Source organism: Paenibacillus sp. JT22N7 (assembly GCF_059383875.1).
The window spans coordinates 144,368-165,967 of the sequence record NZ_JBXENY010000010.1 but is presented as its reverse complement, the minus strand read 5'-3'; the positions used below and the strand labels follow the sequence as shown (position 1 = coordinate 165,967).

The window sequence follows — 21,600 nt, the reverse complement described above, 5'->3', positions numbered from 1 at the left end:
GGCGGTTCTTGACAGCAAGAGGAGGATGCAGAGATGGATGATCAGGATGATAAAAAGCATCAAGAGCAGCATTCGGAAAAGGCGCGGCCATTTGATTTAGAAAAGAGTGAGCCAGCTAGCCAGGCGGTGCATGTGTTCCGCCAGCCGCGGGAGTCGCAGCAGTCACTGGCGGCAGCGCAAGCAGCAGCCCAGGCTGCGCGGGAAGAAGCGGCGCAGCGGGCCGAGGCAGCCCGCCTAGCGGAAGCGGCAAGGCAGGTGGAGGTTGCCCGCCAGTCAGAGGCGGCGAGGCAGGAAGAGATTTTGCGGCGTGCGGAAGCAGCACGGCAGGAGGAACTGGCGCGCCAAGAGGAAGATGCGCGCTTGCTTGAGGCGACGCGGGAGCAAGCGGCTTTGCAGAAGCGCGAGGATTTGGAGGAAGAGCCGGGACAACGGGAACGTTACGGCGAGTATGGGGAATATGACGCATACGGCGATGACAATAGCGAATACGATGCAGATGATGCTGTGCCAGCTGTTACGGCGGCGACAGCAAGAAATGAGGCAGTTGGAACGGCTGCATCAGTGAGAAATGAAGCTGCCGGAATGGCAGGCGCTGCGGGCGCTGGTGCTGGCGCAAGTGCAGGAGCAGGAGCCAAAAGCGGAGCAGCAGGGGCTGCAAACAAGCTGCTGCAAAATATATCCGGCTCGGTTAAGCAGATCGATATGCAAATATTGCTGAAGCTGCTGAAAAATCCGCTGGAGGGGCTGAATTTAAACCCGGCCAAAGATTTGAGCTACGGTATAATCGGGATTGTCAGTGCGATAATAGGTTTCCTCTTGTTCTGGCTGCTTACAGGCAGTGCCATCCAGCTATTTTTCGGCTATGGGGTATCCGATCTATTGCGTGAGGGAAGCGGCATGAGCGCAGCGCTATTCGGCAAAATCTTGCTGCTGTCGCTAATATCGACGATTGCCTTCCTCGGTTCTTTATGGGGAATCAGCTTGTGGAGAGCGACGCAGCGTCTAACACTCAGAGCTTTCATTACATCGATTGGAGCGATGCAGCTCGTTTCTGGAGCTGGATTTTTAATAGCGGGCGTCGTTTCGCTCATTAGCTTTAAGCTGGGCCTTTTGGTAATGGCGGCGGCACTGCTGTCTACTCTTGGCATTTCCTTGGTCGGCGCATCGGTGGCCAGCCAGGTGACGAAGGAGAAGCTGTGGTCGTATATCGTTCTTTCGGTTTGTGCTTACTTATTGTTGTTTGGCCTGTTCGGTGATTTGATCTTGTAAATTGATAAGCATAATGAGTGATGATATGTTGCTTAAACGTTGTTTCCCCTTGCGGAAGCAACGTTTTTTATTTGTTTGCAAAAGCCCCTGTCCGTTATTTTGGTAAATTTGTTATGGCGGTTTGAAATCATAATTGGAGCAGTTAATGATTGAAGTTCGATAAAATATGACAGAGATCGAAAAAATAAATGATGAATTTTCAGTAAAATGAAATGATTTTAGAGGATTTTAGCACTTTATGTAGAAAATTTAATAGCTAAAGATGATAGGGGGTATTTACCATTATGAAAAAAGCTATTTTTGCAGTTGCCGCTATGCTCGTCATGGCTGGCTGCGCCGGCCAAACGGAGGATTTTTCCACAGAGGTAAGTCAATTAAAGGAGCAAGTAAGCCAGTTGAGTGCTGAAAATGAGAAGCTGAAGGCAGAGCTTGCCGAGGCCGCTAATACTGCTGCGGTAAGCGAGGCGTCTTCGGAGCCGGCACCGGAGCCATCCGCTGACGCAGGCAGTGTACTAGAATTGAAAAAAGCGCTCGTTATTGCCGACTTTGCAGAGGTTACGCTCACGAAGACAGAGTTTACGTCCAAAGTCGTTCCGCCGAAGCCTGACAGCTTCTACAATTACTACGAGATAAAGGATGCCGAAAATATTTATTTGGACATCGTTCTTAAGTTCAAAAGCTTGCTCAGCTCGTCCAAAGGCGCAGATGAATTTGCCAATGTACAAGTGAAATATGATAGCAAATACGAGTACGAAAGCTTTTCTGCAATTGAAGAGTCGGGTGGAGGCAACTTTACCTATACAAACATAACGAATATTGAACCATTAAAAACGGGAGTTCTTCACTTTATCGCTGAGCTGCCTAAGGAAGCGGCCAAAGACAAAAAGCCGATTGATATTATCGTTACGATTGAAGGCAAGGAATACGTCTACTCGTTGCGCAGCGAATAGCCGCTTCGCGAAATATATAAATAGAGGGAGAATGAAATATGAAACAGAAAGTAATTACAGTTTTGCTGGCTATGGTCATGCTGCTGGCAATCCCAACGGGGCTTTCGGCCGCTAAGGCGGAGAGCCAGAGCGTTTTTGTAAACGGCAAGAAAATCGCTTACGCGCAGGCACCAATAAGCGAGAACGGCACAACGCTTGTATCGGCAAAAGAAACGATTGAAGCACTTGGCCTCGCCTTCAGCTGGGACAAGGGCAACAAGCGGATCATCGCTTCAAGCGGCGAAATGACGATTTCGATTATTTTGAATGAGCCCGTTGCTACGGTTAATGGCATTTCTATATTTTTGGGAACGCCCGCTGTAGAACGAAATGGCCGCACCATGGTTCCGCTTCGCCTGTTGACAGATGGTCTAGGCGCTTCTATGGAAACGAAAGGCAACCAAATCAGCATTAAAACGGTAGACCCAAGCAAAAGCAAATATTATACAGGCCTGCCGCTGCAAATTACGAATTCCGCTGTGAAAAATCTAGGCACGGAAAAAATCGTTGTTAATTATGTGGAATATTATTATGCCGGTGGCGCTGTGCAGGCCTATGATTTTACAGCATCGTTGAATGCGCGCGGCAAAGCCGCTTTTAACAATGCGACCGTAAAGCCAGGCGAAAATTTTGATTCGAATGGCACGAACTATACCTTTTTCGGCAGAACCGTTTATAGCATAGTGGTGGGAGAAGAAGAAACGGTAAGCAAAAGCTACAAGCTGGCTAAACAGCTTTATGGCAATGGCGGCACGATTGAAAAGCAGATGAGAGCTCTCTACAAACAGAAGGAAGAGGACTACAAGAAGAAGCTGAAAGAGGAGCTTAAGAAAAATAATAATGTTCCTTTTAAAGTTGTTGATTCTAGCATTACTTATGATTCATTAGGATATCCGGAAGCGAATATAGAGCTATGGAATTTGACAGCTAAAACGATAGTTTCATTCGAGCTTTCTTTTAGCACCTATGACGCTTACGGCGACCCGGTAAAGGGTGGTTATCCGTACACAAACCGTTTCTACGGAAAAGGTGCCAATGTTAAAGTATTGAGCGGTTATAGTCACATATTCACATGGGATCTCTACTCCTACAGCGACACAACCAAGCTCAAAAATATTCAAATTGATCGGGTTGCATACTCCGACGGCTCTGTCTGGAAACGTAAATAATAATTGAACAAACAAGCAGAAGGTTAAGCCGGATAAAGAAAAAGAAAAAGCCGCAGCGTTTGTATCGCCTGCCCGCAAGGGAGGAAAGCAGCGCTGCGGCGTCTTTTTTTACTGATTTCTAAAATAATGATGCTAGGCGCATCTATGTTTGGTTTTGAGGATTCATAAAGTGAACGGGGCAACAGGTCATTCCGCACGAAGTTCTAAACGGGCTTGTAGAAAGGCAGGTTAGCGTGTAGAAATGGATACAAACATATATTTTGTTCGTCATGCTCATTCAGTCTATAACCCTGATGAGTTGGGGAGACCTCTTTCGGAACGAGGTATTCAAGACGCAGAGAAAGTGGCAAATATACTATACTAAACACCGAGCAAGCCCCCACCAGTGAAAGGTGGGGGCTTGCTACGCTCTTTTAATCAGAGAACTATAATATTTTCGAAAAGTGTCTTTTGCATTAAAGGGAGGAAACCCGGCGCAGAAAATTATTATGGGCAAAGCCCCGCACCTGCTCCTCAGAGTAATGCTTAAGCAGCTCATTAATCAGGTTTTGGCTTTTTGCGGCGTTTTCGAGATTATGCACGTAAGCGTTGATGCCGTCAAAATCGGAGCCAAGGCCAACATGATGAACGCCGCCAATGGCACAGTAATGGTCAATATGCTTAATTAGATCGGAGATTGTCGTAATTCCGTCCGATTCGGGCTTAATAAACTCAGGATAATAGACGACATGAACGGTTGCATTTTTGGCGAACAGCGCTTGCGCTTGCTCATCAGACAACCCTCGCGGATGATCGAATACGGCCTTGGCGTTCGAGTGGCTGGCGATCAAATAATCGGCTGTTTCCACGACGTCCCAGAAGCTCTGCTCATTCAAGTGGCTCACATCGGTCAAAATCCGGTGCTCATTGTGGAACTGTACCATTTTGCGGCCGAGGGAGGAAAGTCCCGCTCCGCGAGGCTCCAGCACCCCATCAGCAGCAAGATTGGCGAAATTCCAGGTCAGGCCGACCGACAACACGCCAAGGCGGTGAAACATATTCAGCTTATGCAAGTCATTACCGACCGGATCAACGCCTTCAAGCGTCAGAAAAGCGCCAATCTCGTGCTCGGCCAGCTTGCCGATATCCTTCCATTCCTTGATGTGCTTCATGTCCGGATTTTTCCCTAATACTTCCTCGTAAAAATAATGCACCTGGTCGAGCGCCGATTGAAACTTCTCTTGATCAGTCAAGTTCGGCATGACGAAAATGGCGAAGCCTTGTACCTTGACGCCCCCAGTAAGCAGGCGCTGCTTGTTCGTATCCAGCTCAGGTGCATCGTTGAAGGAAAGGCTGCCTTTCTTCTCCCCCAGCTTCATTAAAGCATCGCAATGCAAATCGATAATGTTCATTTAAAACTCCTTTCACCGGCATTTACAGCGGTTTAATGTCCCAAGCTTCGCTTAGGAAAGCGAGAATACGGTCAACAGAGCGCTGCACTAAGGCTTCGCCTTTCCCGGCTGTCGCAAAAGATGGATGTCCAACGACGCCTGATTTGGAAATGGAAGACAGACGGTTGTATTTGATGATTTCGGGAAAAGGATCTTCAAACGCGGGCTGTTCATCGATGATAATGGACTGGTTTACAAGCTGAGGGTAAAGATGAAGCAGGACGGAGGTGCCGATTTCACCAGCATGGCCGTTTGAAAATTTTCCAGATTCGGAAATGCCGTCATCCTGCGCCTTGATGAACCGCCAGCAATCGATTTGGGCGGCCAATACATCGCTATGCTGTTCCTTGATCTGATGCACGATTTGATTAATAACCGATACATTTCCAGCGTGGCCGTTAATGAAGAGTATACGTTTGAAGCCCCATTTTAACAAGCTGGTTACTATGTCGCCGAGATAAGCTTTTAAGCTTTCGGGGCGAATCGTAATGGTTCCGGGAAAATCATTTAGTACGGTGGAATCTCCAGCCTCTACGTTTGGTCCGATCAGTGCGCCAACACACTCGGCAACGAGCTCTGCCAATTTGGCTGCCAGCAGCCCATCCGAGCCAAGAGGCAGATGAGGGCCATATACCTCGATTGCGCCTACAGGAACAATGACCAGCTCCGTTTGTTTTTTGTATTCCTCGAAGACGGTCCAGCTGATGTCTCTTAATTTGCGGCTTTTCGTCATAATGCGCTCTCCCAATTGTATGAATTTTAAAATATAACTGATGAATCTCGCTCCATCAAAGATGGGCCTGTCTAAGCTTGGTTGTACAAATGGCAGGCGACCTGCCTTCCGCCGACATCCCGCAGCTCAGGCTTGTCGGTACGGCAAACGGCCATGCAGGCATGGCAGCGCGTATGAAAAGCACAGCCGGGAGGCGGGCTCGCCGGGCTCGGCACATCGCCCGGCAGCACAATGCGGCTCTTTTTGGCAAGCGGATCAGGGGTGGGTACGGCGGACAATAACGCCTGCGTATAGGGATGCAGCGGCTCTGCAAACAATTCGCGTTTGCCTGCCAGCTCTACAATTCCGCCCAAATACATTACGCCGATCCGATCGCTTATATGCTTGACTACGCTTAAATCATGGGCGATAAATAAATAGGTAAGCTTGAACTGCTCCTGCAAATCCTGAAGCAAATTAATAATTTGCGATTGAATGGAAACGTCGAGAGCGGAGACGGGCTCATCTGCGACGATCAGCTTGGGGTTCAGCGCAAGTGCGCGGGCAATGCCGATCCGCTGCCGCTGCCCGCCGCTGAACTCATGGCCATAGCGATCCGCATAACGGCTGTTTAAGCCGACGGTTTCCAGCAGCTCATCGATCCGTCTAGTCCTTTCCTTGCCGGTTGCTGCTTGATGAATGTCGAGCGGCTCGGCAATGAGCTCGCCCACCGTCATACGGGGATCAAGCGAGGCGTATGGGTCCTGGAACACCATCTGCATATCCTTCCGCAGCTTGCGCAGCTCCTCCACCGGAAGGCCGACCAAATTGCGGCCCTCATACTTAATTTCGCCTGCCGTTGGACGAAGCAATTGCAGCAGCGTACGGCCTGTTGTAGATTTGCCGCAGCCGCTTTCACCCACAAGGCCCAGCGTTTCGCCTTTGAAAATCGTAAATCGCAGGCCATCGACCGCCTTCACATGTCCTACCGTCCGATTGAACAGCCCTTTTTTGATCGGAAAATATTTGGTTAAATGGCTTACCTCAAGCAGCGGTTCATTCATTGGAACGCCTCCTTTGCTTCGGATGCATGGAGCCAGCATCTGGCTGAATGCCCAGCCCCTACTGCTTCGAGCTGCGGATGCTGCTCATGGCAAATCGCTTGCGCAAATTCACAGCGGGGGCTGAAACGGCATCCTTCCCGCAAGCTTCCGGGCGGCGGAACGCTGCCCGGGATGGAATATAGTCTGCGCTCATCCGTTTCAAGCGTGGGCATCGACTTCATTAAGCCTTGTGTATAGGGATGCTTGGGACTTGTGAAAAGGGTAAGCACGTCGCATTCCTCGACAATTTGTCCCCCATACATAACGGCTACGCGGTCGCACATTTCCGCAACGACGCCAAGATCATGCGTAATAAGCAAGATGGAGGTGCCATGGCTCGTTTTTAGCTGCTGCATTAGCTCCAGAATTTGGGCCTGTATCGTAACGTCTAGTGCGGTCGTCGGTTCATCGGCAATGAGCAGCTTGGGATTGCAGGCCATCGCGATGGCGATCATAACCCGTTGCCGCATGCCGCCGGACAAGCGGTGGGGGTACTCCCGCAGCATTTGCTCGGGGCTAGGAATGCCAACCAGATGCAGCATTTCAATTGCCCTTGCTTTCGTCTCAGAGCGGCTGAGCTTCATATGAATGCGAATGGCTTCAAGCAGCTGTTCGCCGATCGTAAACACGGGATTAAGCGCGGTCATCGGTTCTTGAAAAATCATCGCCATGTCATTGCCGCGCACGCTGCGCATTTCCTTCTCGGAAAGCGCAAGAATATCCCGGCCATCGAAGGTGACGGAGCCTTCGACGACTTTGCCTGGCGTTAAACGCATGGCGGTCAGCGATGTCACGCTTTTGCCTGAGCCGGATTCTCCGACAATACCGACCGTCTCGCCTTCATAAATCGTAATATCAATACCGTCTACAGCGGGAATGACGCCATCGCCAGTATGAAAATACGTTTTGAGCGCCTTTATTTCCAGTAGCTTGCGTTTCAATGCGGGCCCTCCTTAGCTAAACCTTCATTTTTGGATCAAGGGCATCGCGCAGCCCATCGCCGAGCAGATTGAACCCAAGGACAACAAGCATAATAGCGATGCCCGGCACGATGGACAGATGGGGCGCGGTGCGAAGAAATTCCCGGCCTGCGCTCAGCATGGCCCCCCATTCCGGAGATGGCGGTTGTGCGCCCATTCCAAGGAAGCTTAACCCTGATGCCGATAAAATGGCGGTAGCTACGCGCAGCGCCGAAAGCACAATAATGGGAGCAATGCTGTTCGGAATAATATGCTTCAAAATAATGCGTCTGTGCTTGGCGCCCATGGAGCGCGAGGCTTCAATATATTCTTTGTTTTTAACCGACAGTACAGCACTGCGGGTAATCCAGATGAACGACGGCACGGAAAAAATGCCGATGGCAATCATGAGATTCACCATTCCAGGACCAAGCACGCTTACAATGGCAAGAGCCAGCAGAAAGCCGGGAAAGGCCATGAAAATATCGGTGATCCGCATAATGACCGATTCGATTTTGCCGCCAAAATAACCCGCTATTGTGCCGAAGGCTACGCCAAAAACGACAGAAATGACGACGCCGACAATACCTACCATGAGCGAGATGCGCGACCCATAAAATATCCGTGACAAAATATCCCGCCCATATTCGTCCGTTCCGAATGGGTGGCTAAGGGATGGCGCTTGCAGCAGCATATCCATGTTTTGCTCGAGTGGATCATAAGGGGAGATCCAAGGTGCCAGTATGGCAATAAAAATAAAGAGGCCAACGATCCATAGGCCCAGCAGAGAGCGTTTGTTGCTTATGAGCCGCTTGAGCACTTGCTTGTAAAGGGCCTCTCGTTTGGCAGGCCCATCGTCATAAGCCGATGGAATGCTTTGGGCAAGCAGGGATGCAGCTTTGGGTTCACTCATCGTTAGGCCTCCTTCCGGTCATAACGGATTCGCGGATCGACAGCGGCATAACACAAATCAACGAGCAGATTGACGATGACGAAAATAAACGCAACGAATAAAATGCTGCCCTGCACAGCCGAATAATCTCTAAACTGAATCGATTGAATGATATAGCGGCCCAGACCATTCATGGAGAAGACGGTCTCCGTAAGCACTGCGCCGCCGAGCAGATTGCCGATTTCCATGCCGATGACGGTAATAATCGGAACGAAGGCATTTTTAAGCGCGTGTTTGTAAATGATGAGCCATTGACGGACCCCTTTGGCTTTTGCAGTACGAATATAGTCTTGATTAATGACCTCAAGAATGCTGGAGCGTGTAAGCCGTGCGAGCACAGCGGCAGAGGAAATGCCGAGAACGAGTGCCGGAAGCACAAAATGCTTCAGCTCGCTGCTGCCTCCGGAAGGCAATATGGGAAAATAATAGGCAAAAATAAGAATGAGAATTATGCCCAGCCAAAAAACGGGCATCGATATGCCGAACAAAGAGAAAGCCATGGCCGCATGATCGCGGGCACTGCCGGGTTTGGTTGCAGCGATAATACCGGAAAATAGCCCGATGACAACGGTAACCAGCGTAGCCAAAATCGTCAGCTTCACCGTGCTCGGGAACCGCTCCATAATTTCCTGCAGCACCGGATTGTCCGATCGCAGCGAAGTGCCGAAATCGCCTTGCAGCAGCTGCCAATTATAATCGATATATTGCTCGTAGAGCGGACGGTCGGTTCCGAGCCGCTCCCGGATGATTTGCACTTCCTCGGGACTGGCGTCTAGACCAGCAACTAATTCAGCGGGATCGCCAGGCACGAGCTGCAAAATGATAAAAGAGAGCAGGGAAACGCCGATTAGCGTCGGGATCATTTGCAGCAATCGTTTTAGTACATAGTTAAACAAGGGGAAAACTCCTTCCTGACCACTAAAATGAAGCGGCCAAGCGATTAGCCGTACAAATGCGCCTGCCGATGAATATGCGACGGGAGCTTGGTGCGGACTTCGCGCACGCGCGCCAGATCAATCCGGTAGGGAATAAGCGTCTCCGTTTCTGCACCGCGTGCTACGACAACGCCCATCGGATCAACGATCAGGCTCTGGCCGATGTAAAACTCGTTGACCTGATTAACGGCAACGACATAAGCGGTATTTTCCAGCGCCCGCGTCGTAACGAGATTTTCCCAGTGGCGTTCCTTCACCGGACCGCGTACCCAGCCGGATGGCACAATAATCACGTCGGCCCCATGCAGCGCCTGGTAGCGGGCGATTTCCGGGAAGCGCAGCTCATAGCAGACGAAAAGTCCCAGCTTGCCGAATGGCGTATCAATCGGCTCGAAGAGCGCCGTGCCGGGTTTAATATCGCGTGATTCCTGCGCGCCGAATGCATCATATAAATGCGTTTTGCGATAATGGCCGACGATTTGGCCGTCCGAGTCAATAATGACCGTGGAGTTGTATACGCGGTCATCCGCGGAATCCTCCGTAGTCTCCCGCGTACCGAAAATGACCCATACGCCATAATGCTTGGCCAGCGACTGCATCGTCGCAACGAAATGCCCTTCCAGCGGCTCGGCATCCTCCAGCTTGCGTTCTCTTGGCGTGCCGATTTGATAGAAGCTCATAAAGGCTTCCGGGAAAACGACCAGATCGGCCTGGTGCAGCGAGGTCGCGTCCTGCAGCGCCTTTTCCGCCTTGTCCAAATTTTCCTGCTTGCTGCTTGAAGAACCGAACTGTGCCATTACGATTTGAAAGGTCATAGATGCTTTCACTCCTGTATCCAATTTTTTGAAAAAACGGGCTTTCCATGCGAATGGTGCCGCTCGCGCAGCACCATCATGCTTACTTGAATTTCACGCCGCGCAGGTCCCAGAGCAAGGAAGGCAGAAAGGTGATGCCTTCAATTTTGCTGGAATATGCAATTTGGACGGTATCCTCATACAAAGGAATCCAAGGCGCGTCCGCTTTTATGAGCTGTAAAGCTTCGTTGTAATTTTTCTGGCGTTCCGCCTTGTCAAGCGCTTGGCCTCCCGCAAGAATGAGCTCGTCTACTTTGGGATTGGCATAGAAGGCATAATTGGACTTGCTCGTCGAAAGGAAGCTGTCGCGCAGCAGAGCATCGCCGTCACCTGTAACGGAAGACGCGCCCCGGACGAATAAATCATAGCTGTCCGGATTTTTCAGCACATCGAGATAAGAAGCAAGCTCCAGCACCTGCAGCTCTGCTTTGAAGCCCAACTGCTGCAAGCTGTTTTGCACAAATTCGGCGGCCGGGCGATCCTGCACGGCATTTGCCGCAAGCACAATTCGCAGCGTCGTTCCTTCCTTCACGCCAGCTTCCTGCAGCAGCTTTTTCGCCGCTTCCACATCATAGGCGTATGCGCCCACATCGGTGTAGCCAAATGAATTTTTTGAAATAAACGAAGTGGCAACCTCAACTCTGCCTTCATAAAGCTTGTTGACCAGCGTTTCACGATTGATCGCCAGATTGAGCGCATTGCGTACCAACACATTATCCAGAGGAGCATGCTTCGTATTGATGCCGATATAGCCAACGCGATTGGTAGAGCGAGTATTGACGGTAAACTTACTGTCATTTGACAAGCGTTCAACGTCTGTCCCCGGCACTTTGTCAATGAGATCCGCTTCGCCGGATTCAAGCATAATAACGCGAGCCGCATTTTCGGTTACCGTTTTGAACGTAATGCTGCTTACGCCCGGCTTGCCGCCCCAATATTGATCGTTTGCCTCCAGTACAATCTCGTTGCCGGAGCTCCAGCTTTTGAGCTTAAAGGGGCCTGTGCCGACTGGCTTTTTAGCAATGCCTGCTTCATCTTCCTGAATTGATTTAGGACTAATGATGCTCCCGGAAGTGACGGCAATATTGTTAAGGAAAGCGCCCTGCGGCTCTTTGAGCTGAAAAATGACTTCGGAATCGCCGTTCGTGCTGACGGATTCAATGAATTGGCCCAAGGTCGCATATTGGGACAGCTTTTTATCCGGGTTGATCAGGCGTTCAAAATTAGTTTTAACCGCTTCGCTATTAAAAGGGGCGCCATCTTGGAAAGTCACGTTTTGACGCAGCTGGAAGGTCCATGTTTTGCCGTCTGCCGAGGCTTTCCAGCTTTCTGCAAGCTGAGGAACGATTTCAAGCTTATCGTTGAAGGTGACAAGACGATCATAGATTTGATAATTAATAAAGCTGGAGATAGAGTCAGTCGCATTTTGTGGATCAAATCCAATGGCATCGCCCGTCAAGGCGATCGTCAGGCTTTTCGCTGCCGCTGTATCGGAAGCTGCGCCTGTGCTGCTTGACGCTGTATTCGGCGCTGCGGTATTCGTATTTGCAGTGCTGTTTGCTCCGCCGCCATTGCCGCAGCCAGCAGCGAACAGGGATAAGGCTATAAGGGCAAGGCCCAGCTTGTTTTTGAAAAGATTCCTTCTCATCTAGTTGTTTCCCCCTTGATTGTCGGTTGCCGCTAGCTGGTCTGTACATCCAGCGAGCCGTTTATCGTAGCCGAGTTCCTTCCGGCGCTGTTGTTCCTTGAGCTGCTTTTCTTGGGCGATGAGCCCAAGCTCCTTGGCATGAAGCGGATTGATGACGAATACGCCATCATCATCGCCGACGATGAGGTCGCCTGGCTGAATGCTGACGCCGCTGACGCTGACAGGTGTATTGACTTCGCCTTCGAGCTGGAGCGAGCGGGTAGTCAGCGCGCTAATACCCTTGGAATAGACCGGAAAACGAAGCTGTGTGATCGGCCGTACGTCGGTGACGCAGCCGGATATAATGGCTCCAGCAATCTTTTTGTCCAGTGCAGCATACGTCACAAATTCTCCCCAGCAGGCACGCTGTTCATCACCGGACATATCGACCACGATAATATCGCCTGGCTGCGCGAGCTCGAAAGCATGCCGAATGGCGGAAGCGTCAATATGAGGAATCCGTACGGTGACTGCGTTGCCTAAGAGGCGAATCGGGCGAAACAGCGGCTGCAGGCCGGTGAGAAACCCGAAATCCGTCAAATGGCCAATCGTTGAAGGGCTGATGTGTTCATAAAGCTCAAGCAACTCAGCCGTTACTCCTTGTACTCTTGGTTCGATGCGAAACATTAGATGTGTTCTCCCCTCACTCGAAACATTAACTTGATAAATCTGATGTGATTAGTATGTTTTAACTTGTTGAAAACAATAGCATTACTCGTTCTCTACCGTCAATGTAAACGCATATAGATAATTTCAATAGCTAATTGGAAAAAACTATAGGGTTGCCATAGGAGGATGGAATGGACAGGCTGCGCCTTTTCCTTTCACAATAGAGCCAGAAAAACAAAAAAAGCATCCAAATCGATATTGGATGCCATAGGGTAATGGTATTGAAAAGGATCTTATCGGTCCTTGCTCACCGTAATATTATTTATTTCCACATCGGGATCAAAATCAATATGGCTCGGCACATTGATTATGAGCATGCCTCCAAAAATCGTTTCCCAGTTGCCGCCGCTGTCGGCGACGCGATTTTTGAAATCGGCAAGCTCCTCGGATGAAGCAACGTCCTGACTGAGCAGCCAGGAATATCTTCTTAAGCGGGATTTGCGGACGGTCTCTTTATAAAAATAAATGTTGCCTTGCTGCTCCAGCTTGACAATATCACCGAATGATACCATTTCCGTAAATAATGGATTTTCTTCAATGCGGTAGCGCTGATCGTCAATCGGCGTTACCTTGAGCATTTCAATCTCCTGCCCGGAGGAATGAAAGGAAATGCCAAGCTCAACAGATGGATTCATAATGGGCACCTTCTTCGTTAAAATAAGCTTAGGTCAAACGTTCGCGACAACGTTTCCAGCAAATGGACACCTGCAATGCTGTTGCCCTTGCGATGCAGGGATGGACCGACGACGCCGATGCCATAACGACCGGGAACGATCGCCAAAATGCCGCCAGATACGCCGCTTTTGGCCGGCAAACCAACTTGTATTGCGAATTCGCCCGAGGCGTTGTACATGCCGCAAGTAATCATAAAGGTTTTGGCGATCTGCACATAACGCCGTGGGATCAGCCGGGTTCCGGTAACGGGGTCGGTTCCGTTATGCGCCATCACAAGCGCCATGCGAGCCAAATCCGCACAGGTGACGCTGATTGAGCAGTGCCGGAAATACACGTCGAGCACTTCCTCGACTTCCCCCTGCAGCACCTGCTTATCCTTTAGAAAATAAGCCATCGACCGATTCAAATTTGCCGTTTTGGCTTCTGACAAATATACCTCGTTATCATAATCCAGCGTAACATTGCCTGAGAGATTGCGGAAAAAATCGAGCACTCGGGCCGATTTCTCCTCCCGGCTGCTTCCGGCAATCAGCGAAGAAATCGCAATCGCTCCAGCATTGATCAGCGGATTGAAGGGAATGCCGGGCTGCACAAGCTCCAGCTTGAGCATGGAGTTGAAGCTGTCCCCGGTCGGCTCCATGCCAACCTTGGCGAAAACCGCTTCCTCGCCATTATCCATTAACGCCAGAATGAGCGTGAAGACTTTGGAAATGCTTTGCATAGTAAAGGATATGCCGCAATCTCCAGCAGATGCTATTTGACCTTCTGCACCCACAATATGAATGCCCAAGGCGTCCTTGGGGGATTTTGCAAGCTCAGGTATGTAGGAGGCCACTTTGCCATGAAGAGCCTGCTGGCGGGACGTTTCTACCCATTCGGGCAGCAGGGTTTGCATATGTTTAAGCTCGCTATTCGTCAATTCGTTTCCTCCTGCTCGCCAGTTTGGCATGAATGGCTCTATTATAATACATTTTGGTAGTGAAACGCATCAGGCTAACGCACAGTGATCTGAAGGGAGGAGAAGAGGAAATGTTGTAAAATCATCCAATATATTCACATTGTATCCTGTTTTTCTGTGTGAAGGGAATTTATAATCATAAGCGTATCCCGTAGTAACCGATGGAAAAGATGTGGTGAAGGAATCGGCAGTCCCCCCATTTGCACACGCTGCTGATGCTTCTTCACCATAGGCTTGAAAGCCTGTCGCTGCTAGGGGACGTTTGTTGAAACCCATTTATGTAAGCGGATACATCATTGGTTGTGCGCCCAATCGACGCTAAGTCTGGCAAACTATTAAAGGAAGAGGGAATGTTGAAAATGAAAAAAAGACTAAGGCTGCTCGTTTTTGCTATGATGATTGTCGCCCTTATTACCGTACAGCTGCCGCTTAATCAGGCCGAGGCGGCTCCTGCTTTTGCGAAAGGGACGGACATAAGCTGGGTTCCCGGTCTTGAGGCGCAAGGCTACACCTGGAAGGACAAAAACGGCACGACCAAGGATATCATTCAAATTTTAAAGGATGACTATCAGATTAATTCAGTGCGGATTCGCGTATTTGTAAATCCTTCGAGCAATTATGCAAACGGTTACCTGGATATGAACCGTGCCGCAGCTCTGGCGCAGCGGGCAAAAAATGCAGGCATGAGCATTATGCTGACGCTGCATTACAGCGATTCGTGGGCCGATCCAGGCCAACAGACAAAGCCTGCTGCTTGGAATAGCTACACGTTCCAGCAGTTGATGGACGCGGTATGGAACCATACGCGGGCGGTAATGACGGCGATGCAGGCGAAGGGCGTGACGCCGGATTGGGTACAGATCGGCAATGAGACGAACAACGGCATGCTGTGGAATGACGGGAAAGCGACCGTCAGCATGCAAAACTATGCATGGCTGGTCAATACCGGCAACAATGCAGTAAAATCGATCTCTTCCGGTACGAAGACGATTGTTCATTTGGCAGGCGGCAATGATAATGCTTTATTCGTTTGGAATATCGGGGGGCTGATCAGCAATGGCGCTACCTTTGATATTATCGGCATGTCGCTGTATCCATCGGCTACGGATTGGTCTGCCAAGGTTGACCAGACGATTAGCAATGCCAATGATATGATTGCCCGTTACGGCAAGCCGGTAATCATTTCCGAAATTGGCCTTGAATATAACCAGCCAGCCGCTACTAAGAGCTTTGTTGCCGCGATTAAAACGAAGGTTCGCAACATTTCTGGCGGCAAGGGGCTAGGTGTCTTCTATTGGGAGCCGGAGGCGCCTCCAGGCTACAATGGCGGCTACAATAAAGGAGCTTGGCAGGCAAACGGCCAGCCGACGATTGCATTGGAAGGTTTCTTGAACTAGCAAGCTTGCGCCGAAGCAGCCCGGCTATTCATTCCCCTGTTTCTTCCCTTATAATAGAAAGCAGGACGAATCTATTTGGAGAAACGGGGGAGTTTGTAGGTGGAAGCCGTAAATAGCAAACCTTTTACCATTGATTTGGAATCAAACCTGACGCTGCGAGGGGACGTTCGAGTGTCAGGCGAACCGGGGAAGAAGCCGGTTGTTATCGTGGCCCATGGCTTCAAAGGGTTTAAAGATTGGGGATTTATGCCCTATGCCTGCGAGCAGCTTGCAAGGCATGGCTTTGCTGTCATTTCCTTTAATTTCAGCTGCAATGGCGTAGCGGAGACGGACTTTGACGAGCTGGATAAATTCGCGGTGAACACGTATTCCCGTGAGCAGCTGGATCTTAATACAATCATCGCCCATCTGCTGGAAGAGAAGCTTCCCTTTGCCGAGGAGCTGGATACGAGCCGGATTGCCCTGCTTGGACATAGCCGTGGCGGCGGAAATATGATTTTGACTGCTGCGAGATACCCGCAGCTGAAGGCAGTTGTAACATGGAACGGCATAGCTGACGTGAATCTCTTTACGGAGGCATTTCGGCAGGAGGTACTGAGCCATGGCGTCGGTTATGTGCCAAATATGCGTACGAAGCAGCAAATGCCGATATCGCCAGTATTTTTTGAAGATCTGGAGCACAATGCAGAAGCTTTTAATATTAAGAAGGTGCTGGGCTCCCTCGCGGTTCCGGCACTGCTCATACAGGGGGATCAAGATTCAGAGCGTCTTGTATCAGGCTACGAACAAATGCGCGAGGCTGCACCGCAGCATACGTTCGTTACACTGGCAGGAGCGGACCATACCTTTGGCGCGAAGCATCCATTTATCGGCACGACTGCGGATTTGGAGGAAGCGCTTCGGCTGACGGTACTTTTTCTAAATGAGCGACTAAAATAGGGGGTGCCGGATGGATCAAAAATCCCCGAATGTAAAGTGGCATTCGTATGAGCTTGGCGGATTGCAGCAGTCTGGCCAATGGGACTATTCCGGCTGTATCGTATGGCTAACAGGGCTGCCTGCCTCGGGAAAGTCGTCTATTGCTGCCTCGCTTCACAGGCAGCTTCAAGCTGGCGGTGTGCGAACGACGGTGCTGGATGGCGATAATTTGCGGCATGGACTAAACCGCGATCTTGGCTTTAGCTCAGAGGATCGCCGCGAAAATGTGCGGCGCACCGCAGAGGTGGCGGGGCTGTTTGCCGGCAGTGGAAGCATTGCCATTGCGGCACTCGTCTCGCCGCTTGAGGCGGATCGTGCACTGGCGCGAGCGATAGCAGCTCCGCATCCCTATGTGGAGGTATATGTGAATTGTCCGCTTGCCATATGCGAGCGGCGTGATCCGAAGGGGCTGTACAGCAAGGCGCGGCGAGGAGAAATTCCGCTGTTCACGGGCATATCTGCTCCATATGAGAAGCCGCTAGCTCCAGAGCTGGAGCTGTTTTCAGGCGAAGGAGATGCGGAGACAGCGGCTGAGGCCGTTATCCGCTGCTTGCAGCAGCGCGGTATTATAGCCAAGCAGGTTTAGTAACCGGCAAATGGCAAGCGACAGCTTATACTAATGCAACACCAACACATGATATAAAATGATGTGAAAAAAGCTTCTTCTTCGGGAACGCTCGAAGAGGAAGCTTTTTACTAATGTCTGCTGCTAAGCGCCGCTTGCGGGCTTGGAGAAAAAGGTTTTCAGCGCCTTATACACTTCGCCTTTATCTTTTATAATCGAATACATAAATTTTTTATTGTTTATGTTTTTATATGCCGACATTAAGGTGCTGCTGCGATTATATTGATTAACCTCGCCGTAGCCGAACAGATTGGCCCGCTCCAGCAGCTTGTCGATTAGCTTCACGCATTTCTCGTTATCGGAGGTCAAATTATCGCCATCGGAAAAATGGAAAGGATAAATGTTCCAGTTGGCAGATGGATAACGGCTGTCGATAATATCAAGCGCCTTCTGATAGGCAGAGGAGCAGATGGTGCCGCCGCTTTCGCCCCGAGTGAAAAATTCCTCCTCAGTCACTTCCTTCGCTTCCGTATGATGTGCTACGAATACCATCTCGACATGCTGGTATTTCCGGCGCAGAAAACGAGTCATCCAGAAGAAGAAGCTTCTGGCGCAATATTTTTCGAAAGACCCCATAGAGCCTGAAGTATCCATGAGCGCCAATACGACGGCATTGGATTGGGGCTTCAAAACTTCATTCCACGTTTTAAAACGCAAATCATCCGGCGAGATGCCGCCAATTCCTGAACGTCCTTCATTGGCATTGCGCTTTAAATTTTGAATGAGCGTCCGTTTTTTGTCGATGTTGGACATGATTCCTTTTTTACGGATGTCGTGAAAGACGACCTCGGTTGTTTCCATAACATCCTTCTGTTTTTGCTCCAGATTAGGAAGCTCCAGCTCCTCGAAGAGCATATCCTCCAGCTGGTCAATGCTAATTTCCGCCTCCACATAGTCTTCGCCCGGCTGATCGCCTGCACCCTGTCCTTTGCCAGAACCTTTGGCCGCCCCAGGATCAACGCCGAGCACATCCCCTACCTGTGAATCGCCATCGCCTTGTCCAACATGCTGCTTCTTGTTGTAGTTGTAGACGAAATGGGATTCATCAATGCTTTTAATCGGTATTTTCACCGTCTGCTTGCCATCGGATAATACAATGCTTTCATCGGTTACAATATCGGGGAGATTTTGCCGAACAGCTTCTCTTACTTTTTCCTGGTGCCGGGCTTGATCTTCGTAACCTTTGCGATGCAAGGACCAATCCTCTTGTGACACGATAAATAACGGTTCTGCCATGAGCGTTACACTCCCATCTTTCATCAATAATAGCTGGATCAGGGCCAGGGGATCTAATTTTTCGTTGAAATATAAGAATTTATAAGTTTCATACTTATCATTAGGCTTATATTTCTCGGAGTGAAACGCGCCTTGCCGCCAAAGGACGGCGATAGCCGTTTCACCTTGTTATTCAATATATTCAAGTCTGGGGCGGATATGTGAGTCAAAAGCGATCTGATTCTAGCTAATTAATCGAATGAATCTCGGTTTTTTAAACAAAAAACTCTGTTTTTTAAGTAGTAAAATGTCGGAACACAGTCTATCATCGACAATGAAAGCGGTTCCAAATTATGGTTTTGATTCATAAAAACGTATGATTTATCAAGGAGGTGGATGCCTGCCCGAATGGTTAATGGTTCGTGATTCTGGGAATTCAAGGCATGAAGCAGACTTATTTTTCGAATAATTTGGTAGCGCTTTCATTTGTGGGTGTTGATAAAATATCATTTGCGAAAAGGAGCTGAATAAGAAGAGATGAACTTTAAAAACGTATTTCGCAAAACGATTATGCTCGCTGTTGCTGCTTTGCTGGTCATTCCGGCTATTGTTGTTGATCCGAAGGTCAGTGCTGCTGCCCCAAGGCAGATGGAGGCTTTAACGAGAGGAGTCGTTGCGGTAAAAGTAAGCGGAGGCGTATTTGTCAGCTGGCGGCTACTCGGCGGCGAGGCAGCTAATACGGGCTTTAACGTTTATCGCAACGGGACGAAGGTCAACAGCAGTGTCATTACGACAAGTACGAATCTACTTGATGCTAGTGGAAGCAGCTCCTCTACCTATTATGTCCGCGCCGTTGTTAATGGCGTTGAACGCCCGGCCTCCAATACGGCAACCGTATGGGCGAGCAATTATAAAGATATTCCGCTGGACAAGCCTGCTGGCGGAACAACACCGAGCGGTGAAAGCTATACCTATAGCGCAAATGATGCGAGCGTAGCCGACCTTGACGGAGATGGCGAATACGAAATCGTCCTCAAATGGGACCCGTCGAACTCTAAGGATAACTCCCTATCGGGGTATACCGGCAATGTAATTTTTGATGCTTACAAAATGAACGGCCAGAAGCTGTGGCGCATTAATATGGGAAAAAATATTCGTGCAGGCGCCCATTATTCGCAATTTCTCGTCTATGATTTTGACGGCGACGGCAAAGGCGAGGTGGTCATCAAAACTGCGGACGGCACCGTGGACGGAACAGGACAAGTGATAGGCAGCTCGACTGCCGATTACCGCAATTCTTCAGGTTATGTGCTGTCTGGCCCGGAATATTTGACTGTTTTTTCAGGGCAGACCGGAGCAGCGCTTGCGACAACCAACTATGTACCAGCAAGGGGCACTGTATCAAGCTGGGGAGATAGCTATGGCAACCGTGTCGACCGCTTCCTAGCTGGCGTTGCTTATTTGGACGGCGTTAGGCCAAGCATCGTGATGTCGCGCGGATATTATACGAGAACGGTGATTGCCGCGTTTGACTTCCGCAATGGATCGCTAACGAGCCGCTGGACGTTTGATACGAACAGTTCCGGCAATTCTGCTTACGCGGGGCAAGGCAATCACAGCCTTAGTGTGGCGGATGTAGACAATGACGGCAAGGATGAAATTGTTTTCGGCGCGATGACGGTTGATGATAATGGCCAGAAGCTCTATAACACAAATATGGGGCATGGCGATGCGATGCATGTCAGCGATTTGAATCCGAATCGCGCTGGCTTTGAGGTGTTCAAGGTAAATGAGGATACGAGCAAGCCTTATGGCGCCCAAGTGCATGATGCGGCTACTGGTCAAATTTTATGGGGTGTGTATACGGGGGCTGATACGGGACGCGGCATGGCGGCCGACATCGATCCCCGTTACCCGGGAGCTGAGGTTTGGGCTGGCAGTGGTGTAGGGCTGAGGACGATTACGGGGCAGCTCATTTCCAGCACGCCTCCATCCTCGCAAAATTTCGGAATCTGGTGGGACGGCGACCTGCTGCGCGAGCTGCTTGATCATGCATGGTCAGGAAGTGCAGGAGTTGGCGTGGGCAAAATTGAAAAATGGAATTACAATACCGGTGCAGTAAGCCGCCTGCTGACGGCAACAGGAACTTACTCAAACAATTCGACAAAAGGTACGCCAAGCTTGCAGGCCGATCTGATTGGCGACTGGCGTGAGGAAGTATTGTGGCGCACAGAGGACAGCACCAAGCTGCGCTTGTATACGACGACAGATGTCACGGCATATCGTCTCTACACGCTGATGCATGATGCGGTATACCGCCTTGCTGTGGCCTGGCAAAATGTAGCTTACAACCAGCCGCCGCATACGAGCTATTTCCTCGGAGATGGCATGAGCACGCCACCTGCGCCAAGCATGTACACGACGCTGCCACAGGCATCGTTTACGGAAGTAGGCACTGCCAATGCTTTGCTCGCAGAGCAGGCTGCTATGGAAGAAGCAGCGACTGCCCCTGAGCAGGAGCCAGCTCCGCAAACGGGGCCGGATACTGACCCTCAGACAGAGCCGGAAACGACGCCCGCTCCTGAGCAGCTGCCAGACAATAGTGTGCCAACGGGCCCGGCTGATCCAAGTGCAGCTGCTCAAGCTGCTTCAGTTGCAGCAATGCGCGCTCTGCTTGGACAAGCTGCTCCTATTTTATAGAGCTATGGGTGTTATCCCCTTAGCTCAGAAACATGGAAATCGGAGTCTGTCCAAAACATTTTCTAGAATAGCAGCGTAAAGAGAAGTAATAAGTAACCCTTTTGTTCGAGGGAAGCTAAGGGGAGCTGTTTGGACGGTTTGATCAGGCATGATGCCGGATTGGGCCGTTCAAGCGGCTTTTCTGAGCTAAGGGGATAACGGACATAAGGAGCAGGAACCGCACAACCCGAGTGGCAGATTAGCCATATTGAACACAGTTACGAATAACAAATACAAGCCATAGTTGAAAAATAGAGCTGTCATTCTGCGGCAGCAGGCATGCGC

19 protein-coding genes are annotated in these 21,600 nt (G+C 50.1%); 7 read left to right on the top strand and 12 right to left on the bottom strand.

The window, feature by feature from the left end; translation table 11 throughout:
- Nucleotides 1-33 precede the first annotated feature (33 nt).
- The 3 genes from AC50Y5_RS24990 to AC50Y5_RS24980 all read left to right on the top strand — a co-directional run bounded on the left by AC50Y5_RS24990 (nucleotide 34) and on the right by AC50Y5_RS24980 (nucleotide 3,427).
- Nucleotides 34-1,269, top strand: a complete 1,236-nt coding sequence (locus AC50Y5_RS24990; protein ID WP_494864074.1) for a hypothetical protein — start codon at nucleotides 34-36, stop codon at nucleotides 1,267-1,269.
- 284 nt (nucleotides 1,270-1,553) lie between these two features.
- Nucleotides 1,554-2,219, top strand: coding sequence for a hypothetical protein (locus AC50Y5_RS24985; protein WP_235533251.1), 666 nt, complete (start codon nucleotides 1,554-1,556; stop codon nucleotides 2,217-2,219).
- A gap of 38 nt (nucleotides 2,220-2,257) precedes the next feature.
- Nucleotides 2,258-3,427, top strand: coding sequence for a stalk domain-containing protein (locus AC50Y5_RS24980; RefSeq protein WP_056039710.1), 1,170 nt, complete (start codon nucleotides 2,258-2,260; stop codon nucleotides 3,425-3,427).
- Between the two features lie 455 nt (nucleotides 3,428-3,882).
- On the opposite strand, the gene AC50Y5_RS24975 is transcribed toward AC50Y5_RS24980, so the two are convergent.
- The 11 genes from AC50Y5_RS24975 to glsA form a co-directional block, all read right to left on the bottom strand.
- A complete protein-coding gene (locus AC50Y5_RS24975) occupies nucleotides 3,883-4,818 on the bottom strand; it encodes a dipeptidase (protein ID WP_494864073.1) in 936 nt (311 codons plus the stop codon).
- A 22-nt stretch (nucleotides 4,819-4,840) separates the two neighbouring features.
- Entirely contained in the window at nucleotides 4,841-5,590 is a 750-nt protein-coding gene (locus tag AC50Y5_RS24970; protein WP_056039714.1) for a creatininase family protein, read from the bottom strand.
- A 71-nt stretch (nucleotides 5,591-5,661) separates the two neighbouring features.
- Nucleotides 5,662-6,633 carry an ABC transporter ATP-binding protein gene (locus tag AC50Y5_RS24965; protein WP_056039715.1) on the bottom strand — a complete coding sequence of 324 codons (972 nt, stop codon included), beginning with the start codon at nucleotides 6,631-6,633 and terminating at the stop codon, nucleotides 5,662-5,664.
- Complete coding sequence (locus AC50Y5_RS24960; RefSeq protein ID WP_056039717.1) at nucleotides 6,630-7,613, bottom strand: ABC transporter ATP-binding protein; 984 nt, start codon at nucleotides 7,611-7,613, stop codon at nucleotides 6,630-6,632. Before AC50Y5_RS24960 ends, AC50Y5_RS24965 begins: the two co-directional genes overlap by 4 nt.
- 16 nt (nucleotides 7,614-7,629) lie before the next feature.
- Nucleotides 7,630-8,544 carry a nickel transporter permease gene (gene nikC / locus AC50Y5_RS24955; RefSeq protein ID WP_081418965.1) on the bottom strand — a complete coding sequence of 305 codons (915 nt, stop codon included), beginning with the start codon at nucleotides 8,542-8,544 and terminating at the stop codon, nucleotides 7,630-7,632.
- A 2-nt stretch (nucleotides 8,545-8,546) separates the two neighbouring features.
- The gene (gene nikB, locus AC50Y5_RS24950) at nucleotides 8,547-9,479 is read right to left on the bottom strand and encodes a nickel ABC transporter permease (RefSeq protein WP_494864072.1); all 933 of its coding nucleotides are present in this window, start codon (nucleotides 9,477-9,479) and stop codon (nucleotides 8,547-8,549) included.
- 44 nt (nucleotides 9,480-9,523) lie between these two features.
- Nucleotides 9,524-10,333, bottom strand: a complete 810-nt coding sequence (locus AC50Y5_RS24945; protein ID WP_494864071.1) for a carbon-nitrogen hydrolase family protein — start codon at nucleotides 10,331-10,333, stop codon at nucleotides 9,524-9,526.
- An 82-nt stretch (nucleotides 10,334-10,415) separates the two neighbouring features.
- Nucleotides 10,416-12,020 (bottom strand): ABC transporter substrate-binding protein, encoded by a 1,605-nt coding sequence (locus tag AC50Y5_RS24940; protein ID WP_494864070.1) that lies wholly within the window; start codon nucleotides 12,018-12,020, stop codon nucleotides 10,416-10,418.
- The gene (locus tag AC50Y5_RS24935) at nucleotides 12,021-12,686 is read right to left on the bottom strand and encodes an RraA family protein (protein WP_056039722.1); all 666 of its coding nucleotides are present in this window, start codon (nucleotides 12,684-12,686) and stop codon (nucleotides 12,021-12,023) included.
- Nucleotides 12,687-12,961: 275 nt separating this feature from the next.
- Complete coding sequence (locus tag AC50Y5_RS24930; protein WP_056039724.1) at nucleotides 12,962-13,363, bottom strand: DUF4265 domain-containing protein; 402 nt, start codon at nucleotides 13,361-13,363, stop codon at nucleotides 12,962-12,964.
- Between the two features lie 17 nt (nucleotides 13,364-13,380).
- Nucleotides 13,381-14,298 carry a glutaminase A gene (gene glsA, locus AC50Y5_RS24925; RefSeq protein WP_235533258.1) on the bottom strand — a complete coding sequence of 306 codons (918 nt, stop codon included), beginning with the start codon at nucleotides 14,296-14,298 and terminating at the stop codon, nucleotides 13,381-13,383.
- A gap of 422 nt (nucleotides 14,299-14,720) precedes the next feature.
- On the opposite strand from glsA, the gene AC50Y5_RS24920 reads away from it, so the two are divergent.
- The 3 genes from AC50Y5_RS24920 to cysC all read left to right on the top strand — a co-directional run bounded on the left by AC50Y5_RS24920 (nucleotide 14,721) and on the right by cysC (nucleotide 17,322).
- On the top strand, nucleotides 14,721-15,758 hold the full coding sequence (locus AC50Y5_RS24920; protein ID WP_056039728.1) for a glycoside hydrolase family 53 protein: 1,038 nt from the start codon (nucleotides 14,721-14,723) through the stop codon (nucleotides 15,756-15,758).
- Nucleotides 15,759-15,857: 99 nt separating this feature from the next.
- Nucleotides 15,858-16,697 (top strand): alpha/beta hydrolase family protein, encoded by an 840-nt coding sequence (locus tag AC50Y5_RS24915; protein WP_056039730.1) that lies wholly within the window; start codon nucleotides 15,858-15,860, stop codon nucleotides 16,695-16,697.
- Nucleotides 16,698-16,707: 10 nt separating this feature from the next.
- A complete protein-coding gene (gene cysC / locus AC50Y5_RS24910; protein WP_494864069.1) occupies nucleotides 16,708-17,322 on the top strand; it encodes an adenylyl-sulfate kinase in 615 nt (204 codons plus the stop codon).
- 123 nt (nucleotides 17,323-17,445) lie between these two features.
- Here cysC and yhbH read toward each other — a convergent pair whose 3' ends face one another.
- On the bottom strand, nucleotides 17,446-18,597 hold the full coding sequence (gene yhbH / locus AC50Y5_RS24905) for a sporulation protein YhbH (protein ID WP_494864068.1): 1,152 nt from the start codon (nucleotides 18,595-18,597) through the stop codon (nucleotides 17,446-17,448).
- A 516-nt stretch (nucleotides 18,598-19,113) separates the two neighbouring features.
- Between yhbH and AC50Y5_RS24900 the strand changes: the two genes are divergently transcribed.
- Entirely contained in the window at nucleotides 19,114-21,276 is a 2,163-nt protein-coding gene (locus AC50Y5_RS24900) for a rhamnogalacturonan lyase (RefSeq protein WP_494864067.1), read from the top strand.
- Nucleotides 21,277-21,600 lie beyond the last annotated feature (324 nt).